Raw genomic sequence first — 20876 nt, 5'->3', positions numbered from 1 at the left:
TTCAAAGGGGAATGTGGGTGGTCGACAAGACCTGACGCAAGCCCATGAACGATCGAATCTGGCGAACCCCAGGCAGGTAAAGCAACTGTTCCGCGTGGAGCCGGTTGAAACTGTTGCTGTCCTTGGTTCGTATCAACATGAAGTAGTCGAACTCCCCCGTCACCACATGGCACTCCATGCAGCCGGACACTTTTTGTGCGGCTGCCTCGAATGCGGCGAAGGATTCCGGTGTGGAGCGGTCCAGCACCACGCCGATCAACACCACCATCCCCGCATCCAGCGCGACATTGTCGAGCAGCGCGACTATGCCTTTGATCAGGCCGACTTGCTTGAGCCGCTCGACGCGCCTGAGGCACGCCGGTGCACTCAATTTCACCTTCTCTGCCAGCGCCACATTGGAGATGGAAGCATCTCGTTGCAGGGCCTTGAGAATGGCGCGGTCGGTTCGATCCAGCGGCTGCGGCACCGGGGCTGATACGCTTGGCTTCTTGCGAGTGTTTATTGCGTTCATGACTATTTATTCGCAATTAAAGTATGTTCGATATTTATAGCGAGAAATTATAGTTCTTTAAGCGCTAGAAGTTTGCAACACATCTTTTTGGAAATCTTCTTAATATTGAACTCATCGAAGCCCGCCTGAAAGAACCTGGAAGGCAACCTTTGCCTTTCGGTCTGGCGCTTTGATGTCCAGTAATCAAGGAGCAGCGTCATGAACCTGAATCGTTTTAAACGTTATCCGTTGACCTTCGGTCCTTCTCCCATCACGCCCTTGAAGCGCCTCAGTGAACACCTGGGTGGCAAGGTCGAGCTGTATGCCAAGCGTGAAGACTGCAACAGTGGCCTGGCCTTCGGCGGGAACAAAACGCGCAAGCTCGAATATTTGATTCCCGAAGCGCTCGAGCAAGGCTGCGATACCTTGGTTTCCATCGGCGGTATCCAGTCGAACCAGACCCGCCAGGTGGCCGCCGTTGCCGCTCACCTGGGCATGAAGTGCGTGCTGGTGCAGGAAAACTGGGTGAACTACTCCGATGCGGTGTATGACCGCGTTGGCAATATCGAAATGTCGCGCATCATGGGCGCCGAGGTACGACTGGACGCCGCCGGGTTCGATATCGGCATCCGGCCCAGCTGGGAGAAGGCCATGGACGATGTGGTGGCGCGGGGTGGCAAGCCGTTCCCGATACCGGCGGGTTGTTCCGAACACCCCTACGGCGGCCTTGGGTTCGTCGGCTTTGCCGAGGAAGTGCGAGCGCAGGAAAAACAACTGGGGTTCACGTTCGACTACATCGTGGTCTGCTCTGTAACCGGCAGTACCCAGGCCGGCATGGTCGTCGGTTTCGCCGCGGACGGCCGCTCGAGGAACGTTATCGGCATTGATGCCTCGGCCAAGCCGGAGCAAACCAAGGCGCAGATCCTGCGTATCGCCCGGCACACCGCAGAGTTGGTGGAACTGGGCCGTGAGATCACCGAAGACGACGTGGTGCTCGATACACGTTTTGCCTACCCGGAATACGGTTTGCCCAACGAAGGCACGCTGGAAGCCATTCGTTTGTGCGGGAGCCTGGAAGGCGTGCTGACCGATCCGGTGTACGAGGGCAAATCCATGCACGGGATGATTGAAATGGTCCGCCGTGGTGAGTTCCCCGAAGGCTCCAAAGTGCTGTATGCGCACTTGGGTGGGGCGCCTGCGCTGAATGCCTACAGCTTCCTGTTTCGCAACGGCTGATTAACGCCAAAAAACCAGGGAGCTCACGACGCGATGGGTGAGTCGGCATCAATATTGAATGTCACGATCCCATCGTCGAATCGTCACCCGGAGCACGTTGCTCCTATCCAACCGCCGGGAGTACCGCCATGCATGCGATAACGCAATCCGCAGTCTGGATCAAGGAGCCTTCGGCGGATGCCGGAGTGGTGATCGTTACCAGCGCCGCGTTGCCCCCGTACATGATCGACAAGCTGCATGTGGCGATAGATGAATGGGACCAGGTGGCTTATCTAGCCATCAAACAGTCCGAGGCGTTGAGGCTCGATTGGCTGCAGGTCGGGTCCAGTCCGGAGCCGTCCGACGGGGCCTACGCGTGCCATGCCAGCCAACTGTTGCGCGGCGTCTCCCACGGCAGCTTTTTACTGGATGTCGAAACTGGCACGGATTCCGGCATGACGTGGCTGGGGTCCGTCTTTGGTCATCCGTTGCGCGTGGTCGAGCTTGGAGACGTAGCCTCCTCCACTGCACAGATGGATCAACAGGTGGAGGCGGTGTTAGCGGCGACCCGAAGCCTGGCGAAAAGCGTGTTGCAGGCACGCGGCGTCATTTAACCAATGACCTGGTCCATTCGCCGGTTGGAACCATAAAGGCATCGCTTATGAGCCAAGCTGTCGATTGTCGTCCCAACGCCATGAAGTGGATGCGCGAGCCATCAAGTTGCACGCGCATCGTGGTCATCGTGTGCGGACTTGATAGCGCTCATATTGACTTGATTCATCAAGGGTTCAGCTGTTTTGACAATATTGCGCTGCTCCATGTCGATGCGGTGGACACCGTGCCTGGCAAGCGCGTTGATGTGCAAGTGGCCAGGAGTGACTGTTCTTTTGTCGTGCTCGGTGAACTGGATGAGCGTGTATTGCATAGCCTTTCCATGGGTAAGCGATGCCTCTACTCCATAGCGCCAGACGTGTCGGCCGAATGTTCGGTGATTGCAGCAGTAGAACAGGTCAAAAACTTCGCCCGAGTGAGCCATTCCCGTCACCTTGAAACGATACCCGACAGTGCCAGGAGCTGCCTGTGAACCTGTCGGAGACCACACGTAGAAAACCATGACCTCAAACGCTGTCGCCGACCGCCAGAATGGTCGCCACCAGGGCCAGGGCGCGAGGTACCAGGGTGTCCAGCTCCAGGTATTCACGATCGGTGTGGACCTTGCCACCCACCGGGCCGAGCCCGCACAGGGTTGGAACGCCCAGGCTGGCGGTAAAGCCGGAGTCGGCGCAACCGCCGGTGAATTCGCCTTCGACGCTGAAACCCAATGCCAGTGCTTTTTGTTGGTAGAGGTGCAGCAGTCGTTCGCTGTGGCGTGCTTCCATCGGTAGAAAGGTCGTCGCTTCCTTGAGGACGGCGCGGGTGCCGATCAGTTCTTCTTCGGCGACGATGGCCTGGATTGCGCTGAAGATCCGATCCCAGTGCTTGAGTTCGATGAAGCGCACGTCCAGCCGCGCACAGGCGCTGGGCGCGACGGTGTTGCTCGACGTACCACCGGATATCAGCCCAACGTTAGTGGTGATGCCGGCCGGGTAATCGGTCAAGGCATGCAGCTTGACGATCTTGCGTGCCAGGGCCTCGATGGCGCTGGCCCCGTCGGCATGGTTGACCCCGGCATGCGCCGCGCGGCCGCTGACTTCGATGATCAGCGTGGCCCCGCCTTTGCGTGCGCTGACCACGTTGCCGCTGGCCCGGCCAGGTTCGGTGTTGAGCACGGCGCGGGCGGCACGGGCGGCGTTTTCGATATGGGGCCTGGCGCTGCCGGAGCCGATTTCTTCGTCGCCGGTGTACAGGACCTGCACCGGATAGGGTAACCGGCCGGCGCGCTTGAGTGCTTTGAGCGCGAAGCAATTGAGCACCAGGCCGCCTTTCATGTCGGCGACGCCGGGGCCGTAGGCGAGGTTGGCGTCGCGGCTGTAGCCGCGAGTCGTGGTGGTGCCCTTGGGGAAGACCGTGTCGCGATGGCCCAGCAGCAACACCGGCTTTCCAGGATCGCCTGGCACTTCGGCGAACAGCACGTCACCAAAACCCTCGGCCGGTATGCGCTTGAGCAGGATGCCGTCGGCCTCCAGTTCTGCCGCGAGCAGCGCGCCCACCGCGTCGACACCCGCCTTGTCATAGCTGTTGGAGTCGGTGTCGACGATCCGCCGCAGCAGCGCTTCCATGGCTGGGCGCTGGTCGGCAAGCCAGTCCAGGGCCTGTTGTGGCGTGGCGCTCATTGCGCCTGCTCCCGTAACTGATGTTCCCGGGTCAGGCGTGCCGCGTCGTTGCCCAGGTCCCAGAACAGCCCGGCCATGATTTGCAGGCTTTCCTTGACCACCGGCGCCAGCAAGTGCTCGTTCGGCGCATGTTGTGAACAGGCCGGGTACGAGTGCGGCACCCACAATGTCGGCAGGCCGAGCACGTCCGCGAACACGTCGTTGGGCAGCGAACCACCGAGGTTTGGCAGCAGCGCAGGTTTTTTGCCGGTGGTCTGTGCCAGGGAGCCGAGCGCCCAATCGACCCAAGGGCTCCGCGGGTCCAGCCGAGTGGCATGCATCACATCGATGCGGCTTTGCTTGACCTCGACATTGCTGAAGCCATGCGCATCCAGGTGGGTACGTACCGCCGGGATAAAGGTCGTGTAGTCGCTGTCGACCACGAAGCGGATATGGCAGTGGGCGTTAGCCTTGCCGGGAATCGCATGCACCGGGGCGTCTGGGTTGCCGGTCTTGAAGGCGATGACGTCGAGGGTGTTCCAGCCGAACACCTTTTCGCTCAGCGAGAGCTGCGGGTTACCCCAGTTGGCGTCGATGTCCGGATCGCCCGGTCCGCCACCCACGGCAATATCGGCCAGCGCCTGCCGAACCGGCTCCGGCAGTGTCTCGGGCATCAGGCCCGCCACTTTCACCCGACCGTGTTCATCGACCATGCTCGCGATGGCATTGGCCAGGATAATGCCGGGATTGGCCAGCAACCCGCCCCAGTTGCCGGAGTGATGGGCGCCTTCACGTAAGTTGACCACCAGCTCGAAGTTGAAGACCCCGCGCGAGCCGAGAAAAATCGTCGGGCGTGATGCCGCCAGGCGCGGGCCGTCCGAGGCGATGAAAATATCCGCCGCAAGCTCTTTGCTGTGGGCGGCACAGAATGCGTTCAAGCCCGGCGAGCCTTCTTCTTCGCCCATTTCCAGCAGCAGCTTGACGTTGAAACCCAGCTGGCCATCGCGCGCCTTGAGCGTTTGTTCCAGGGCGGTCAGGTTGATCAGGTGCTGGCCTTTGTTATCCGCCGTGCCGCGGCCGTACCAGCGATCGCCTTCGGCAATGACGTGCCACGGCGACAGGCCTTCGCGCCATTGCGCCTCATAGCCGCGCACCACATCACCGTGGCCGTAGCTGAGCACGGTCGGCAGGTCCGGGTGTTCAATGCGCGTGGCGATCATGAAGGGGCCGCGCTCGGCCACCGGGTTGTCATAGATCTTGACGCTGAAACCCATCGCCTCGACATGCGGGGTGATGAACTCATTGAGGTAGCGATACAGCTCGGGCTGGCTGTCCGCTGCCTGGCTTTCGGTGTGCAAGGCGACGCTGCGTTGGAGCAGATTGAAAAACTCGCCGTTGTCGAATTGTGCTGTGGTGTTGCTGATAGCCAGTGAACGACTCATGAGTGGACAAGCTCCAGTGTTTGGGCAGAAGTGTCGTGAAGGTGGCAACGCACGTTGCCGCCGATAAGCGGACCATTGGCCGGGTAGGCCGTTTTGCAGGGGGCGAAGCAGCTCGGGCAGCGCGGGTGGAAGGCGCAGCCGGACGGCGGTGACATGGGGTTGGGGAAGGTGCCGTGCAGGCCGATCTCGGGAATGCCCAGGCGCGGATCGGGCGTGAGCACCGAATCCAGCAAGGCGCGGGTATATGGGTGACCGGGTTGAGCGAACAACGATTCGCGCGTGCGTTCTTCGACGATGCGCCCCAGGTACATCACGGCGACCCGGTCGGCGAGGTGTTCGATGACCGCCAGGTTATGGCTGATCAGCAGATAGGTCAGGCCGAATTCGCGCTTGAGGTCCTGCAGCAGGTTGAGAATCTGCGCCTGCACCGACACATCCAGCGCTGAGGTGGGCTCGTCGCAGATCAACACGTCAGGGCGCATGATCAGCGCCCGGGCAATCGCCACCCGCTGGCGTTGTCCGCCGGACAGCTGGCTCGGGTAGCTGTCGATCACCCGCTTGGGCAGGCCGACCACATCAAGCATCGCTTCGGTCTTCCTGCGGCGCTCGGCGGTGCTGCCGATGGCATGCACGATCAGCGGCAGGGTAACGATTTCGCGCAGGGTCTTGCGTGGATTCAGCGAGGAATACGGGTCCTGGAAAATCGGCTGGATATGCCGGGACATTTCCTTGCGATCAGTCGCCGCCAGGTGTTTGCCATTGACCAACACGTCGCCGCTGGTGGGCGGCAACAGACCGAGCAGCATCTTGGCCAGGGTACTTTTGCCGCAACCGGATTCGCCCACCAGACCGAGGGTCTCGCCACGCATCAGGCGCAGGGAAACACCATCCACGGCCTTCAGGGTGGCGGCGGGTTTGAAAAAGCCCTGGTTGATCCGAAACTCACGGCGGATGTCACACAGCTCCAAAGCGATGTCTTTTTTCATGACCTTGCACGCTCCTGAAGGCGAATCGGTGCCGGGGCCGGGGCGGCGAACAGGCAGCGCGCCATGTGCCCGTCCTGTTCGACTTCGGGGATGTTTTGCGCGCAGGCCGGGATCGCCTGACCGCAACGATTGCGGAACGCACACCCTTGCTGTTCGCCGACCAGACTCGGCACCAGGCCTGGAATCGAACCCAGCGCCTCACCCGGTTTGGTCCGGCCAGGGATTGGAATACTCGCCAGCAGACCCCGGGTGTACGGATGCTGCGGGTTCTCGAACAGTTGCAGGGCAGGGGCGGTTTCGACGATTTCCCCGGCATACATCACGGCGACCCGGTCGGCGATCCGTGCCACCAGCCCAAGGTCGTGGGTGATGAAGATCACCGCCAGGCCGAGTTCTTTCTGGATGTCGCGGATCAAGCGCAGGATCTGCGCTTGAATGGTCACGTCCAGGGCCGTGGTGGGCTCATCAGCGATGATCAGGTCCGGTTCGCACATCAACGCCATGGCGATGATCACCCGCTGGCGCAGCCCGCCGGAAAGTTGATGCGGATACTGGCGCAAGCGCTCGGTGGCATTGCTGATCCCGACCTTCTCCAGCATCTGCGCGGCGCGCCCCAGGGCCTCCTTGCGTGAGACCTTGCGATGCTGGGTCAGTACCTCGCTGAGTTGATCGCCAATGCTGTAGGCCGGGTTCAGCGAGGTCATCGGCTCCTGGAAGATCATCGCCAGGCGGTTGCCGCGCAGGTCGCACATGCGCCGCTCGCTCTGGCCGAGCATGTCGATGCCGTCCAGCGTCAGCCGGGACGCGGTGCGTTTTGCCTTGCGTGGCAACAGGTCCATCAACGCCAGCGAGGTCAGGGATTTGCCGCAGCCGGATTCCCCGACGATGCACAGCATTTCACCGCGCTCGACTTCAAAACTCAGGCCGCGTACGGCATGCAGCATGTCATCCGGCGTCGGGCTGTTGCCCATGGGGATGTCCACGCGCAGGTTTTCTACATGGAGTAGTGCCATGTTCGGTTCCCTCTATCAGTTACGGCGGTCTATCAGTTACGGCCGTCGGGCAGGATCAGATCGCGCAGGCCATCGCCGACGAGGTTGATGCCCAGCACCAGAATCATCAGGGCGACGCCGGGAATGGCGATGACCCACGGGGAAAAGAACATGTAGGGTTTGCCTTCCGCGATCATCAGGCCCCAGGACGGCGTCGGTGGCTGCACGCCAACCCCGAGGAACGAGAGGGCTGACTCCAGCAGGATCGCGTGGGCCATTTCCAGCGTCGCGACGACGATCAGTGCGCCGACCAGATTGGGCAGGATTTCACTCACCAGAATGCGCAGGGTCGAGCAGCCGAGCGCCTGGGCCGACGCCACATATTCAGCATCGCGAATCTGTTGCACCGAGGCCCTGACCACCACCGCGAAGCGATCCCATAACAGGCAGCCGAGCAGCACGATCACCACTTTCAGTGAGCCGCCCATCAACGAGGCCGAGGCCAGCGCGACCATCACCACCGGCATCGCCAGCCGGGTGGTGATCAGGTAGCTGATAAACCCATCGACCTTGCCGCCGTAGTAGCCCGCCAACAGCCCCATGAGCGTGCCGATGAAGCCGGAAATCAGCGCCGCTGCAATGCCGATGAACAGCGAAATACGTGCGCCGTAGAGCAGCCTCGACAGGTAGTCACGGCCCAGCTTGTCGGTGCCGAGCACGTATTCCCAGGTGCCGTTGGCCATCCATACCGGTGGTTTCATGCGCAGCATCACGTCTTGCGCATAAGGGTCGTAAGGTGCCAGCCACGGCGCGAACAGTGCACCTGCGAAGATAATCAGCAACAACACCGCGCCGATGGCGAAACCCCGATGCCGCAAGCTCTTGCCAAGCACTCGGCTCAGGCTGCTCGGTGGTGGCAGGTAGTCATTGATCGCGAGAGTAGTGGGGGTGCTCATGTAGGCCTCCTAGCGCACGCGAATACGCGGGTCGAGCAGTGCGTTGAGCACATCGGCCAGCAACGTGAGGATGATGTAGATCACCGCAATCAACAGGACCACGGCCTGTACCACCGGAAAGTCGTCACGGGCGATGGCGTCCCAGGCAAGTTGCCCGATGCCCTGCAGGGAGAACACGGTTTCGATCACCACCGAGCCGCCGAGCATGAAGCCGAACTCCACCGCCGCCAGCGCGACGACCGGAATCAGCGCGTTGCGCAGTGCATGCTTGAACAGCACGCGGGCAGGGCGCAGGCCCTTGGCGCGGGCGGTGCGGATGTAATCGGAACTGAGCACATCAAGCATGCCGGCGCGGGTCAGGCGCATGATTGCCGGCGTCGCGTAGTAGCCCAGGGCAATGGCCGGCATGACGAAGTGCAGCAGGGTCGCGTTGCCGGACACCGGCAGCCACTTGAGCGTCACCGCGAACACCACGATCAGCATCAGCGCAAACCAGAAACTTGGCATTGCCTGACCCAGCACCGCGATGCTCAAGGCCAGCCGGTCAACCCAGGTGTCGCGTTTGACTGCGGCCAGCACGCCCAGTGGAATGGCCACCAGCAAGGCGATCCCCAGCGCCATGGCACCCAGCCCCAGGGTAATCGGCAAGCGGCTGGCGACGAGGTTGTAGACCGATTCCTGAAAGAAAAACGAGTTGCCCAGGTCCAGCCGCAGCAAATCGCCCAGCCAGTTGAAGTACTGGGTCGGCAGCGGTTTGTTCAAGCCGTACTGCACGCGTATCTGTTCGATCTGTTCGCTGGTGGCTTCCGGTCCGCCAATGGCAGTGGCGAGGTCGCCGGACAGGTGCAAAAGAGAAAAGCTGATCACCGACACGGTAATGGCAACGCAAATGGCGATGCCCAGGCGGCGCAGAAGGAATCCAAGCATGGCAAGTTTCCTCATATCCAATGGATGACAAGTGTGAGGACGTGTCCGTGGCGCACGAGAGTCCGTGCGCCCGGTTACGTATTACTTCCACGTGGACTCGACGAAACGCGGCAGCTCATCCGGGTACGGTGTGAACGCGAGTTCCGAGGTGTAGGCGTAGTTCATCGAGTAGTTGAACAGCGGCGCCCAGTAGGCCTGCTCGCTGATGCGCTGCAAGGCCTTGCGGTAGTTGTCCTTGCGCACTTGCGGGTCGAGGGCATTGTCGGCGGTCTGCAACCAGCCCTGGACTTGTGGGTCCTTGATATTGTCGTCCGGATTGCCCTTGAACCAGGTACCGGCCGACGCCGAGGTGTCGAGGATCGAGAACGAGCCCCAGGCCTGAAACGACATGGGCACCTTGCCGCCACGTTGCTGATCGCGCAGGGCGGCGTACTTCAAGTAGCGCAGCTTGGCGTTGATGCCCACCGCGCGCAGGTTGCCGATGATGGCTTCGACGTAATCACGGTCGCGATAAGCGAAGATTTCTGTCTCGAAGCCATTTGGGTAACCGGCTTCGGCGAGCAGCGCCTTGGCCTTGGCGGGGTCATAGTCGTAGACCGTGGCCGCGGTGGTATCGCAACCGAACTGGCCGGGATAACAGGCAACCTGCAAGGGCTTGGCTTCGCCCCCCACCAATTGCGTGGCCAGCGCATTGCGGTTGATCGCATGGTTGATGGCCTGGCGCACCTTGAGGTTCTTCATCGGTGAGTTTTCAGTGGAGGTGCCCCGTGCATCAAGAATCAGGAAACCGATGCGCATGGTTTCGCCACTGGTCACGGTCAGGTTCGGCATACCCTTGAGGTCGAACGCCTGATCCGAGGTCACACGCCAGGTCCAGTCGACACCGTCGGTCATCAACTCGGCCAGACGGGTTTCTGCATCCGGGATCACGCGGAACTTGAGGTGGCTGATATGGGGCTTGCCTTGTGGGCTGTCCGGGAAGTAGTCCTTGTTGATCTCCATGGTCACGCCTTCGCCGGCCACCACCGACACGGCTTTATACGGCCCGGTGCCAATGGGCTTGCGACTGAATTCGGCCAGGCCGACCTTCTCGAAGTACTGCTTGGGAAACATCGGAACGGCGTTGGACAGGTATTCCAGTGCCGGCGGGAAAGGCTTCTTCAAATACAGGCGGACGCTGTAGTCACCGGTTTTTTCGGCGCCCTTGATCCAGTCTACGTTTTGCACGGTAACGACTTTCGCTTCGGGCGACACCACGTAGTTGAGGGTGAACACCACGTCGTCGGCGGTGAAGGCGTCGCCGTTGTGAAATTTGACGCCCTTGCGCAGCTCAAAGTCGAGGGTGGTGTCGTCGACCTGCTTCCAGCTGGTGGCCAGCATGGGTTTGTATTCGCCGCTTTTGGGGTCGCGGTAGATCAGGTTGTCCCAGATCAGCCGGCCGAGAATCACGCCTTCGCGTAAATCGTTGTGATAGGGGCTGATGTTTTCAGGCTCGCTGTCGGAAGCGTAAACCAGGGTGTCGTTGGCTTTGCCGGCATGCGCCGGAAAGCTGCTGATAAGGCCCATCAGCGCGATACTGCAGGCGAAACCTTTGATGCCCATGCCGTCGTCTCCGTTGGCGAGAGTGGTTGAATCAAAGGGCAGCGAATCGCAAATGCGTAGAAGGAGGAGGAAAAGGTCGGGCGCTGTTTTTTTTGGTCTGGACACGAATGTAGGGAAGGGCTATCAATGCCGCAAGCACAATATTTCGATACTTCCTTTGCCGAAAAGGCAATCCTTGGGGGCTCCGATGCAGCTGTATGGCGTGCAGTCCACGGCACTGCGCTATTTTCTTGAAGTCGCCCGATGCGGATCGATCAGCGAGGCCTCAATGCGGCTGAATGTGGCGGCATCAGCGGTGAGCCGGCAAATTTCCAAGCTTGAGTTGGCCCTGGATGCCAGCCTGTTTGAGCGTCGTGCCCGCGGCATGGTGCTCAGCGAGGCGGGGGCGCGACTGGCGGCTTATGCGCGCAAGTCGCAGCTTGAGGCCGAGCAGGTGGTGCTGGAAATTACCGAGTTGCACGGCTTGCAGCGCGGTCATGTGCATGTTGCCTGTTCGGAAGGATTTGCCCTGGAATACATGCCCAGGAGCATCAGCGCGTTCAGGCGTGAGTATCAGGGCATTCATTTTACGTTGGAGGTCTGTGCACCCGCTGAAGCGACCGAGAAGGTTCGCTCCGGTGAAGCCGACCTGGCGATGACGTTCAGCCTGACGCCGCAAAAGGAAATCAAGGTCGAACATGTCCTGAGCGGGGCGATTTTTGCCGTGGTCTCCAATGCCCATCCCTTGGCCGGGCGTGAGTCTGTCAACCTCGCCGAGTTGCAACCCTGGCCCATTGCGTTACCCAAGGCCGACACTACGATACGGCAACTCTTCGACATCTGTTGCGGCGTCCAGGGGTTGTTGTTCGACCCGGTATTGACCACCAATTACGTTGCCGCGCTCTACAGTTTCGTCCGTGAAGAGGGAGGCATCAGCCTGGCCAGCGAAATGACCTTGCACCAACAGGTGGCGGACAAGCAGTTGCAATGCTTGCCGATCCTTGATGAAGGCATGCAGGCGCGGCGCATCGAACTGCAAAGCATGGCTGGGCGTAATCTACCGGCGGCGGTTTCGGCGTTCAGGGATTTTCTGATCGCTGAGCTGGCGAAGGCGAAGCGGCTTTGAAAAGATGAGGTTACTCCCATCTTCCACCTTGGAAGATCAGCGAGTTTTTCTGTGCTGACTGATGCTTAACGCATAGAGAACACGCTCAAGGATGAACTCCCTGGCTTCCGGATGTTTGAATGCTCTCATGAACAGCAACCTCTAGTTTGAGATTTAAAAGGTGTGCGTCTGTTATCGAGTTCTAATGCTCGGTAGTTCCTATTTCTTGAAGGCCTCAAGGTTTTCACGGAGCCATGCGGACAGCGAACGGGGTGGGGTACCCGTGAGGTCTTCAACCGTAAAGGTTCGTTCTGTCAGTATGGAATCATGGAAGATGCGATCAAGCCCCACGAGAATCTCGGCTACAAACGGGGAGAGTCCATCGGCAACTAACGCTGAATGCTGTGCGGCTGGAGACCGATGGGTATAGGCGACTGTGTGGCCTAACAGACTGGATAATTCCTCGGCAACTTGCGGCATTGTCCAGTTTCGCGGCCCAGTCAGGTGATACGCACGTTGTGAGCCTTCTGCTACTTCCTCCAGTAATGCTATGCGCGCCGAGTCCGCTACATCTCGAGTGTCTATAAGATTTACACGTCCATTGCCTGCGGCGCCGGCCCAAGTGCCCGTTGCAACAGCGTTGCCAGTACGCTTGAGCACATCCATGAACGTGGTAGGTCTCAATACGGTAGAGGCGATAGGTTGTTGACCCAGGTGGGCTTCTATCAATGAATGCCAGGCAAATGGATTGATAGGGGTCGATGGTCCCATAACCGAAAGCTTTACGATGTGCTGCACGCCCATTTCTACGGCAGCGTCAATAAGGGCAATCTCGTTGGCGACTTGTTGGGGTGAAGTGCCGTGAGCAATGAACAGCTTCTCGACACCGGCAAGTGCTTTTCTGAGCGTTGCCGGCTGATCAAAATCCAACTCGGCAGCGACCACCCCTGGGGCAAAAGCGGTGGATGATTTTTGCCGTGTGAGCGCCAGTAGGGTGACTGGGTCTTGCGCTAACTGACTGATCAATCGCCTGCCTACGCGGCCCGTCGCGCCGGCAACGGCGATGCTCAGTGGTTGCGTCCGATTGGTCGATTGATTGAGCATGATGAAATCTTCCTATATGGTGGAACGATCAGTCCAAGTATCCTGGTCTGATCGTTCCATGTTGTCAACGGAGGATTTATGAGCGGTAAACCGCAATATGACGAAAGTGCAGTCCTGAAGGCGGCGACGGCTGTTTTCTGGCGGCATGGGTACGCAAACGCATCGGTCAGCGATCTGACTGAAGCAACGGGGTTGTCTCGATCAAGCCTGTACCAGCGGTTCCATGATAAGGATGGGCTCTTCAACGAGTCGCTTCAGCTATATACCGACCGTGTATTAACGCGAATGAGATCGACCCGGGCACAGACCTCCAGGGCGAGCATAGAAGCGCTGCTACGAGAGTTTCTTCCGAAGGCATTTGGCGTGGAGCGTCCGCCTGGTTGCCTGATATCTCGCAGTAACGCTGAGCAAGAAGACCTCACTGCCACAGGAAAGAAAACCGCGAATTTTGCGGCTTGTCAGCAGCGACAGATTTTTGTGGATATTTTGACTCATGGCCGGTTGGAGGGTGAGATAGGGCAGCATGTCGATTTGGATCTACTGGCTTGGTATTACTTCGGAATACTGCAGGCTGTGGTAAATCTGCCTTCAGTCGGGGCGACTAACCAGGTACTTGGCGGCCTCATTGATGTCGCGATGTCGGCATGGCCTGAGAGCCAAGATAGTTCGGGTATTGAGACGATATGAGTGAGTAACCTCGATGGTAGGGGTATCTTTTCCGCAGTAGCGCCTGGGCATCTGATAAGTCTGCCCCGTGCTCAATAACGGTGAGTAGCGGTACGTGATCATACCGCTACGTCATCTAAGCCATAGGTGCCGATTTATAAAGCGTAACCGAATGTCCTGGCATGGTTGGTTGGTGTTTGACGGTTACTCTGCCCATGGCCGCATGGCCGGCAGCAGGCATGTCACACCGCCCGGCGAAAGCCAACGATCGCTTTGGTTTCGAGAAAATCGCCGAACGCAACTTCTCCCCATTCACGACCGTTACCCGACTGCTTGTATCCCCCGAACGGGGCCGCCAAATCCATGTCGGCATAATTGAGCGTGACTTGTCCGGCCCGAAGTTTACGCGCCACTGCCTCGGCGGCTGCATGTTCGCCCTGAACATAAGCGGCAAGGCCGAATACGGTGTCATTGGCGATCGCCACGGCGTCGGCTTCATCGGCATAACCGATGATGACAAGCACCGGGCCGAAGATCTCCTCGCGGGCGATAGTCATGTCATTCGTCACGTTGCAGAAGATGGTCGGCTGCACATAGAAACCGGTGTCGAGCCCTTCGGGTCGGCCGAGACCACCTGTTATCAGCGTTGCACCTTCTTCGATGCCGACCTGGATCAGGTTCTGGATCTTGCGCCACTGTGCCTCGGAGGCGACCGGGCCCATTTTCGCGTTACTTGCCGGGTGTCCGACAACCCACTGCGCTGCCGCCGTGCGCGCGAGATCGGCTACCTCATCCATTCGTGTAAATGGAACAAGCATCCGTGACGGCGCATTACATGATTGACCGCTGTTGAGCATCATTTGAGCCACGCCCGCCGCCACGGCTGACGGAAAGTCAGCGCTCGGCAAAAGGATGTTCGGCGACTTTCCGCCCAGTTCCTGGTGTACGCGTTTAACCGTCAGTGCCGCATTGCGCGCTACCTGGATGCCGGCGGGGGTGGATCCAGTAAACGAGACGAGATCGACTTCAGGATGGCCCGTCAGTGCGTCGCCAACACCTTTGCCGTCTCCATGTACCAGATTAAAAACACCGGCTGGTACACCGGCATCATGCATGATCTCGGTAAAGATCGTCGCCGAGAAAGGCGACACTTCAGAAGGCTTCACCACCATCGTGCAGCCTGTCGCCAACGCTGCGGCCACCTTGCAGGTCAACTGGTTGAGCGGCCAATTCCATGGCGTGATCAACGCACAAACGCCAATCGGCTCGCGTACGATCTCAGTGGTGCCCATCTCGTGTTCGAAACTGTATTTGGCTAACGCGGCGCGAGCGATTTGAATGTGGGCCAGGCCGGCCGTGACTTGCAATTGCTCGGCAAGCCATAGCGGTGCGCCCATTTCGTCGGACACTGCTATCGCAAGATCCTGTGCGCGCAACTGGTAGGCCGCGATGATTCGATCAAAGAGTGCAAGACGCTCCTCAACCGATATTTGTGAGAACGTCTGGAAGGCGGCTCTTGCCGCTGCGACCGCTTTATCGACATCGAGGGGGCCGCCGAGCGCAACCTGGCCGGCAACCGTTTCGTCAGCCGGATTAATGACATCCATTACGATATTGCCAGCGGGCTCCACCCACGAACCATCGATGTAAAACTGAAGATTTTCGCGCATTTTAGTCCTCGTCATATTGGGCTTTCCAAAACAGGTCAGGCCGTTGGGATCAGCGCTGCCGCGTCGATATCGAAGGCGCTTGGCCAATCGTCGAGAGTCGCAGAGAGGCGTTGATCAAAGGTCGCAATAAGGCATCGAAATGCGGCCATCTTTGGCGACCCTTACAAGGTATATGCGATAAACCTGGAGTCAATTAGGCACTTAAAGTAGCGTTGGTAGGTTCAGGGATACCGCGGGCAAACCTGCGAAGGCATTCACTCCGCCGGGCTTACCTGCGCGGCCTCGTCAAACTTCAACCGGGCCGTTTCAACCTCAGGCAATTTGTCGAGCGTCCATTTATGCAATTCGCGAAATGGCTGCTGCAGTGTTCGACCCAGTTGGGTGATCTCATACTGGACTGCCACGGGCGAAAACGAGATGACCTGGCGCGAGACAAGACCATTTCGTTCCAGTCGCCGCAGGCACTGTGTCAGGGCCTTCTGAGTGACGCCCTCGAGGCGACGCTTGATGGCGTTAAAGCGATGCGGCCCGTCATCAAGTACCGCCAGAACCATCATCGACCACTTGTCTGCGATTTGGTCGAACAGCGCCCGGCTTGGGCACTCCGACGAAAAACATTGCGGCTTTAATTCCAGCATCGAAGTTTCCTCACGTATACCTAGGCGATTCTAGGTGCCTAATTGACATTTAGTTTACAAAATATACTTATATGGTTTCCAAAAGCAAATGGAGTCCATCCAATGTCAAACCCAGATACCAGCGTTTTATTTCGTCCTCTTTCCATCCGCTCGCTTGAACTGAAAAACCGGATTGTCATGTCGCCGATGACCAGGCAATTTTCCCCAGAGGGCATCCCTGGTGAAGGTAGCGCTGCCTACTACCGGCGGCGGGCTGAAGGTCGGGTCGGATTGATTTTGTCAGAAGGCACCGTCATTAATCGTCCCGCTTCACGTAACGGTCCCGGTATTCCTTTTTTTCACGGTGCAGCAGCGCTGGCCGGATGGAAGAACGTGATCGATTCTGTTCACGCTGCCGGGGGTCGTATGGGGCCGCAACTCTGGCACACCGGCGCAGTGCGTGACGTCAGCGGCTGGGAGCCTGATGCGCCGGTTGAAAGCCCGTCTGGCCTCGATTCGCCAAACGTCCCTCGCGGTGTGGCGATGAGCGAAGAGGATATTGCAGACGCAGTTGCTGCGTTCGCCCAGGCGGCGGCGGATGCCAGGCGCCTGGGTTTCGACACCGTTGAGATCCATGGGGCGCATGGTTATTTGATCGATCAGTTCTTCTGGGCCGGCACCAATCAGCGCACCGATCGTTATGGCGGACCGACGATCAAAGAGCGCTCCCGTTTTGCCGCTGAGATCGTGTCTGCTGTGCGTCATGCGGTCGGGCCCGAATTTCCCATCATCATGCGCGTCAGTCAATGGAAGCAGCAGGACTTCGGGGTGCGCCTCGCCGAGACTCCTGCACTGATGGAAGACTGGCTGCTGCCGCTGGTTGAAGCGGGTGTTGATGTTCTGCATTGCTCGCAGCGACGCTTCTGGGACCCTGAGTTCCCCGAAATTGATGGTGAGAACGGGCTGAACTGCGCGGGCTGGGCGAAGAAAGTCACTGGCGCCACGACCATCAGCGTCGGTTCGGTCGGGCTGGATAATGATGTTACTCATGCATTCGCCGGCAAGGGATCGACCCCTGCGAGCCTGGATCGGCTTGTCGAGCGAATGGAGCGCGAAGAGTTTGATCTGATCGCAGTAGGGCGTGTTCTGCTGAGTGACCAGGATTGGGTCGCCAAAGTGGAAAAAGGCGATTACGCAGATCTGAAGGGCTTCAATCCGGCCTCTTTAGCCGAATTGGTTTAAGCCTTAGACCGGATTCCGGGCATCTACGTGCGAGTCGTAGAGGCCCGGAATCCGGGTGATACGGCGTCGCCACGGATGATGCCGAGCGATCTGGCAAGCGGTGGCGACCGGTCATGGGAAGGGGTGTTCAAGTATACCTGGTAGGGATTCAGTGCCTGATTGAAACCAGGTATACAGCCTATATCATTGGTTTCTTTAACCATCGCCTCTACTGGAAGTTTGGAAGCGAGAAACAGGATTGATCATGACACCTATAAGCCAATCAGTGACGCCCATGGAAAACAACGTCACGCGGTTTACCTGCAATGGGTGTGGAACTTGCTGTAAAGAACGTCTTATCCCTCTGACGCTTCAAGAGGCCGAGGAATGGTTAGATCGCGGTGGTAACGTCGCAGTCATACTCGAAGCTTTCGACACATCAGTCTTCCCGTTGCCAGGGCACTACAACCACAGCGTGCAACGCGCGGTCGATGTGGCCAGTGGAGAGGCACGTATTCAGGTCATTGCCATTTTTGCGGGTAACGCACTGACCCAGTGTCCAAGTCTAGGGGAGGATAACCGCTGCACGATCTATGAAGATCGACCGCTGGTGTGTCGAATCTATCCGATGGAAATCAATCCATTTCTAACCCTGCGCCCCGAAGAAAAGGTCTGCCCGCCGGAAGTCTGGGAGTCGGGAGAGGTGCTATGGTCCGACCGTGTAGTTGATCCTGTCCTGGAGGATCAGATTCAACGCTCCCGGCAGGCTGACCGCGACGATGCCAAGGCAAAAGTTTCAGTCTGCGCGGCGCTGGGGATGAGTGTTGCCGCTTGGAAAGGCAACGCGCTGGCTGTTTACTTAGCCGACCGTGCGCAATTGCAGCAGGCCATCAGTCTCGTTCGCGCGGGAGGCGACGTACCGGCCAATGTGTCCTGGAAAGTCCGCGTCGATGATGCTGACCTTCACACTCGTCTGCAGGGGGCAGGTGTTGAGCTGGATCTTCGTGCACAGACTGAATATATCTTTCACTCGCTTTAATCGAAGAGCTCAGTGCTTTGCCCGCTCCAGGGCGTGGGGATACCTGGGTCGTCGCTGACTCGCTTATTGCAGCGGCCCCAGCACTTGCCGATAGCGTTCTTCCCCCTGCGGCGTCTGGCGGGTCAGGTTGATTTCCAGGCCGATGGGATCGGCTTTACGGTTGCCGGCCAGCTGACGCCAGCCTTGGCCCGCTTCCCAGATGCGCACCTGCAGGTCACTGATGCCGGACAAGACAGCCACCGCTTTTTTTGGGGGCGGCAACGGATATCGATCACTGGCCGCTGATGTGGCGCGGTACAGCGTGTCACCCTCCAGCCACCAGCGCACCCGTTGCAGACCGTTTTCGGGAAGGGCTGCATTACGAATCACGTTCAGTTGAAAATCATGCTGGTCGGAGCTGCGAACGCTGATCGCGGCGAGCCCGTCGGGCTGTTCGTCATCGTTCAAGGCTGGCGTTCTCAGTTCAACGCTGGCGCGCAGGGCCAGGTCGCGGTCCAGCTGGTTGAGTGTGCGCAACAACGCTTCGGTTTGTTCAGTGCTGGCCTGCAGATGGCTGTCGGCACGGCTCACGCTGTCGAGGCCGCGCCAGGCAATCAGGCTGACAATGGCCATCAGCATGATCGCCACCATGACTTCGATGAGGGTAAAGCCGCGCTGGTGAGTTTTCATGGTGCATTTGCCACGCGTATCTGGCCGGTCGCCGTGCGTTGAATGTCGAGGCGGTGCTGGCCATCCGAAAGCTGCAGTTGCAAGGGCGAGGCGAACCATTCGGCATTCAGTACCACCGGTTGCCTGGGGGTTACCCGCACGCTCATCGAGGGTGTTTCCCAGGCACGGGGGCGCAGTTGCGAGTCGCTCATGAAGTGATCCCAGCCCTGGCCAGACTCGTGGCGCCGACTGAAGCGAAACCCTTTAGTGTCGGCCCGCCACGTGATGGGGCGGCCGTCGGCCCGGGCTTCGGCCTGGGCGATCTGCAGCATCTGGACCACGCGGTTGGCATCCTTGCGCAGCAATTGCAACGGGTCGGGTTTGATGCTCAGGCTGATCGCCGCCGAGGCGATGCCGATGATCACCAGGACCACCATTAATTCGATCAGGGTGAAGCCTTGTTGATTGGCCTTGGTCATGACACAACGCTCCTTCGTCGTGGGTCTCTCCTGTAGACTGCCCGGCAGGACAACAAGGAGGTTTTGTCGTGGTCGCTATTTTTCGTTTGACCGCGCCGCGAGTGGTGCAGGCAGTGGCATTGGCCACGGCGCTCGCGGGTGTGCTGGTCTGGTCTTCCGTGTTGCTGACATCGGCCGAGTCCCAGGTGCCGCCGGTCGAGCCGCCGGTTTTGGCCGCGCGCCCGGATACACCGGCGTTGCAGTGGTTTTCCAACCAGCCGGCGGTGGTGGACATCAAGGTCTCCGGCCTGATGGCGGGCGTGCGCGGGGCGGTGGCGATCCTGAGCCTGAACGAGGGGCCGCCGCGCAGTTTTCGGGTGGGCGAGTCATTGGCCCAGGGGGTGCGCCTGGCGGCGATCGAGGGCGATGCAGTAGTGATTGAGCGGGGCACGCAGCACACCCGCATTAAGGTCAGCACGCTGCCGGACTCGGTGGTGCTACCGCGCTTGACCCGACCCTGAACGCTCATTGGGGCGTTGCCTTCGGCGGGTTGAGCAGCGTTTCCACCCGCGCCAACGGTGGCGCCTCGCGCTTGCGCTCCGACACCTGCAGGGTGACGCGCATCAGGCGTCCATCGGCGCTCGGTGCGATGCTCTGTTCGCAACGCAACTGCAAGCGGCCCTGATCACATTCAAACGCTTTGTGTCCCCTGGGCAGGCGTCCCTCCAGGCGCAGTTCGGCGAGCCTGCCCTGGGCCGACAGCAGCGCCATCGAGCGGTCGCGCAGCAACCCATTGCTCTGGGTCATCAAGCCTGCAACGCGGACCGCCGCCGCCATCGCCACGGCAATGATCGCCAAGGCCACGAGCACCTCGATCAATGTAAAACCCTGCTCCTTGCGCGACAGCTCCATGGGTCACTCTTGGCGTAAAAACACGCCGTAGAGTAGCACTCAGAGAGCCGCGGGCAGCGGCCAATTATTTTTGCTATCCAGATAGTTAGTTTTGTTACACTGCGCGCCGAATTAGGATCGAGCCAAGGATGGTGGATATGGATTTCGCGCGCATCAAATATGGGCCTCGCGCCCGCCACGCTCAGCAAGGATTCACGCTGATCGAGATCATGGTGGTGGTGGTCATCCTCGGCATTCTGGCGGCGATTGTCGTGCCTAAAGTGCTGGACCGCCCGGACCAGGCCAGGGCGATTGCGGCCAAGCAGGACGTCGCCGGCCTGATGCAGGCGCTCAAGCTTTATCGCCTCGACCACGGCACCTATCCCAACATGAACCAGGGCCTCAAGGTACTGGTCGAGCGCCCGGCAGATGCAAAAAATACCAACTGGCGTTCTTATCTGGAGCGCCTGCCCAACGACCCCTGGGGCCGTCCTTACCATTACTTGAATCCCGGCGCGAACGGCGAAGTCGACATCTTCTCCCTCGGTGCCGACGGACAGCCTGATGGCGACGGTGTGAATGCCGATATCGGATCCTGGCAGCTCTAAGCGCGGCC

The 20876-nt window shown here is 59.5% G+C and carries 23 protein-coding genes; 9 read left to right on the top strand and 14 right to left on the bottom strand.

The window, feature by feature from the left end:
• Window position 1: 1 nt before the first annotated feature.
• A complete protein-coding gene (locus BM416_RS13450; protein ID WP_065926116.1) occupies window positions 2–511 on the bottom strand; it encodes an Lrp/AsnC family transcriptional regulator in 510 nt (169 codons plus the stop codon).
• A gap of 198 nt (window positions 512–709) precedes the next feature.
• On the opposite strand from BM416_RS13450, the gene BM416_RS13445 reads away from it, so the two are divergent.
• The 3 genes from BM416_RS13445 to BM416_RS13435 all read left to right on the top strand — a co-directional run bounded on the left by BM416_RS13445 (window position 710) and on the right by BM416_RS13435 (window position 2789).
• On the top strand, window positions 710–1726 hold the full coding sequence (locus BM416_RS13445; protein WP_092488378.1) for a 1-aminocyclopropane-1-carboxylate deaminase: 1017 nt from the start codon (window positions 710–712) through the stop codon (window positions 1724–1726).
• 128 nt (window positions 1727–1854) lie between these two features.
• Window positions 1855–2319 carry a transketolase gene (locus tag BM416_RS13440; RefSeq protein WP_092488377.1) on the top strand — a complete coding sequence of 155 codons (465 nt, stop codon included), beginning with the start codon at window positions 1855–1857 and terminating at the stop codon, window positions 2317–2319.
• A 47-nt stretch (window positions 2320–2366) separates the two neighbouring features.
• Window positions 2367–2789, top strand: coding sequence for a hypothetical protein (locus BM416_RS13435; RefSeq protein ID WP_092488376.1), 423 nt, complete (start codon window positions 2367–2369; stop codon window positions 2787–2789).
• 34 nt (window positions 2790–2823) lie between these two features.
• On the opposite strand, the gene BM416_RS13430 is transcribed toward BM416_RS13435, so the two are convergent.
• From BM416_RS13430 to BM416_RS13400, 7 genes are all read right to left on the bottom strand, one after another.
• Window positions 2824–3978: a M20 family metallopeptidase gene (locus tag BM416_RS13430; protein ID WP_092488375.1), complete on the bottom strand. Its 1155-nt coding sequence runs from the start codon at window positions 3976–3978 to the stop codon at window positions 2824–2826.
• Window positions 3975–5399, bottom strand: coding sequence for a M20 family metallopeptidase (locus BM416_RS13425; protein WP_092488374.1), 1425 nt, complete (start codon window positions 5397–5399; stop codon window positions 3975–3977). Before BM416_RS13425 ends, BM416_RS13430 begins: the two co-directional genes overlap by 4 nt.
• Window positions 5396–6385, bottom strand: coding sequence for an ABC transporter ATP-binding protein (locus tag BM416_RS13420; RefSeq protein ID WP_092488373.1), 990 nt, complete (start codon window positions 6383–6385; stop codon window positions 5396–5398). Before BM416_RS13420 ends, BM416_RS13425 begins: the two co-directional genes overlap by 4 nt.
• The gene (locus BM416_RS13415; RefSeq protein WP_092488372.1) at window positions 6382–7398 is read right to left on the bottom strand and encodes an ABC transporter ATP-binding protein; all 1017 of its coding nucleotides are present in this window, start codon (window positions 7396–7398) and stop codon (window positions 6382–6384) included. Before BM416_RS13415 ends, BM416_RS13420 begins: the two co-directional genes overlap by 4 nt.
• Before the next feature lie 32 nt (window positions 7399–7430).
• Window positions 7431–8333 (bottom strand): ABC transporter permease, encoded by a 903-nt coding sequence (locus BM416_RS13410; RefSeq protein ID WP_065926124.1) that lies wholly within the window; start codon window positions 8331–8333, stop codon window positions 7431–7433.
• Between the two features lie 9 nt (window positions 8334–8342).
• Window positions 8343–9260 carry an ABC transporter permease gene (locus BM416_RS13405; RefSeq protein WP_027603429.1) on the bottom strand — a complete coding sequence of 306 codons (918 nt, stop codon included), beginning with the start codon at window positions 9258–9260 and terminating at the stop codon, window positions 8343–8345.
• Between the two features lie 81 nt (window positions 9261–9341).
• Window positions 9342–10862 carry an ABC transporter substrate-binding protein gene (locus tag BM416_RS13400; protein ID WP_092488371.1) on the bottom strand — a complete coding sequence of 507 codons (1521 nt, stop codon included), beginning with the start codon at window positions 10860–10862 and terminating at the stop codon, window positions 9342–9344.
• Between the two features lie 187 nt (window positions 10863–11049).
• On the opposite strand from BM416_RS13400, the gene BM416_RS13395 reads away from it, so the two are divergent.
• Entirely contained in the window at window positions 11050–11967 is a 918-nt protein-coding gene (locus BM416_RS13395) for a LysR substrate-binding domain-containing protein (protein ID WP_027603431.1), read from the top strand.
• 198 nt (window positions 11968–12165) lie between these two features.
• Here BM416_RS13395 and BM416_RS13390 read toward each other — a convergent pair whose 3' ends face one another.
• A complete protein-coding gene (locus BM416_RS13390; RefSeq protein WP_092488370.1) occupies window positions 12166–13050 on the bottom strand; it encodes an NAD(P)H-binding protein in 885 nt (294 codons plus the stop codon).
• A 78-nt stretch (window positions 13051–13128) separates the two neighbouring features.
• On the opposite strand from BM416_RS13390, the gene BM416_RS13385 reads away from it, so the two are divergent.
• Window positions 13129–13737 (top strand): TetR/AcrR family transcriptional regulator, encoded by a 609-nt coding sequence (locus BM416_RS13385; protein WP_092488369.1) that lies wholly within the window; start codon window positions 13129–13131, stop codon window positions 13735–13737.
• A 221-nt stretch (window positions 13738–13958) separates the two neighbouring features.
• Here the strand turns inward: BM416_RS13385 and BM416_RS13380 are convergent, their stop codons facing one another.
• Together BM416_RS13380 and BM416_RS13375 are read right to left on the bottom strand one after the other, a co-directional pair.
• Complete coding sequence (locus BM416_RS13380; protein ID WP_092488443.1) at window positions 13959–15386, bottom strand: aldehyde dehydrogenase family protein; 1428 nt, start codon at window positions 15384–15386, stop codon at window positions 13959–13961.
• A gap of 254 nt (window positions 15387–15640) precedes the next feature.
• Window positions 15641–16024, bottom strand: coding sequence for a winged helix-turn-helix transcriptional regulator (locus tag BM416_RS13375; protein ID WP_065939609.1), 384 nt, complete (start codon window positions 16022–16024; stop codon window positions 15641–15643).
• Window positions 16025–16126: 102 nt separating this feature from the next.
• Between BM416_RS13375 and BM416_RS13370 the strand changes: the two genes are divergently transcribed.
• On the top strand, window positions 16127–17245 hold the full coding sequence (locus BM416_RS13370; RefSeq protein ID WP_092488368.1) for an NADH:flavin oxidoreductase: 1119 nt from the start codon (window positions 16127–16129) through the stop codon (window positions 17243–17245).
• A 274-nt stretch (window positions 17246–17519) separates the two neighbouring features.
• A complete protein-coding gene (locus BM416_RS13365; RefSeq protein ID WP_092488442.1) occupies window positions 17520–18263 on the top strand; it encodes a YkgJ family cysteine cluster protein in 744 nt (247 codons plus the stop codon).
• 63 nt (window positions 18264–18326) lie between these two features.
• On the opposite strand, the gene gspJ is transcribed toward BM416_RS13365, so the two are convergent.
• Window positions 18327–18932, bottom strand: coding sequence for a type II secretion system minor pseudopilin GspJ (gene gspJ / locus BM416_RS13360; RefSeq protein ID WP_092488367.1), 606 nt, complete (start codon window positions 18930–18932; stop codon window positions 18327–18329).
• Window positions 18929–19390, bottom strand: a complete 462-nt coding sequence (gspH, locus tag BM416_RS13355) for a type II secretion system minor pseudopilin GspH (protein WP_092488366.1) — start codon at window positions 19388–19390, stop codon at window positions 18929–18931. Before gspH ends, gspJ begins: the two co-directional genes overlap by 4 nt.
• Window positions 19391–19458: 68 nt before the next feature.
• Between gspH and BM416_RS13350 the strand changes: the two genes are divergently transcribed.
• The gene (locus tag BM416_RS13350; RefSeq protein ID WP_092488365.1) at window positions 19459–19890 is read left to right on the top strand and encodes a type II secretion system protein N; all 432 of its coding nucleotides are present in this window, start codon (window positions 19459–19461) and stop codon (window positions 19888–19890) included.
• Between the two features lie 4 nt (window positions 19891–19894).
• Here BM416_RS13350 and gspI read toward each other — a convergent pair whose 3' ends face one another.
• Entirely contained in the window at window positions 19895–20281 is a 387-nt protein-coding gene (gene gspI / locus BM416_RS13345) for a type II secretion system minor pseudopilin GspI (protein ID WP_092488364.1), read from the bottom strand.
• Window positions 20282–20418: 137 nt separating this feature from the next.
• Here gspI and gspG point away from each other — a divergent pair, with 137 nt between their 5' ends.
• Window positions 20419–20868: a type II secretion system major pseudopilin GspG gene (gene gspG / locus BM416_RS13340; protein ID WP_027603442.1), complete on the top strand. Its 450-nt coding sequence runs from the start codon at window positions 20419–20421 to the stop codon at window positions 20866–20868.
• The last annotated feature ends 8 nt before the right edge of the window (window positions 20869–20876 follow it).

This window comes from Pseudomonas sp. NFACC42-2, assembly GCF_900116055.1.
In the GTDB taxonomy this organism is placed as follows: Bacteria; Pseudomonadota; Gammaproteobacteria; order Pseudomonadales; family Pseudomonadaceae; genus Aquipseudomonas; species Aquipseudomonas marginalis.
This window is presented reverse-complemented; position numbering and strand designations above follow the sequence as displayed.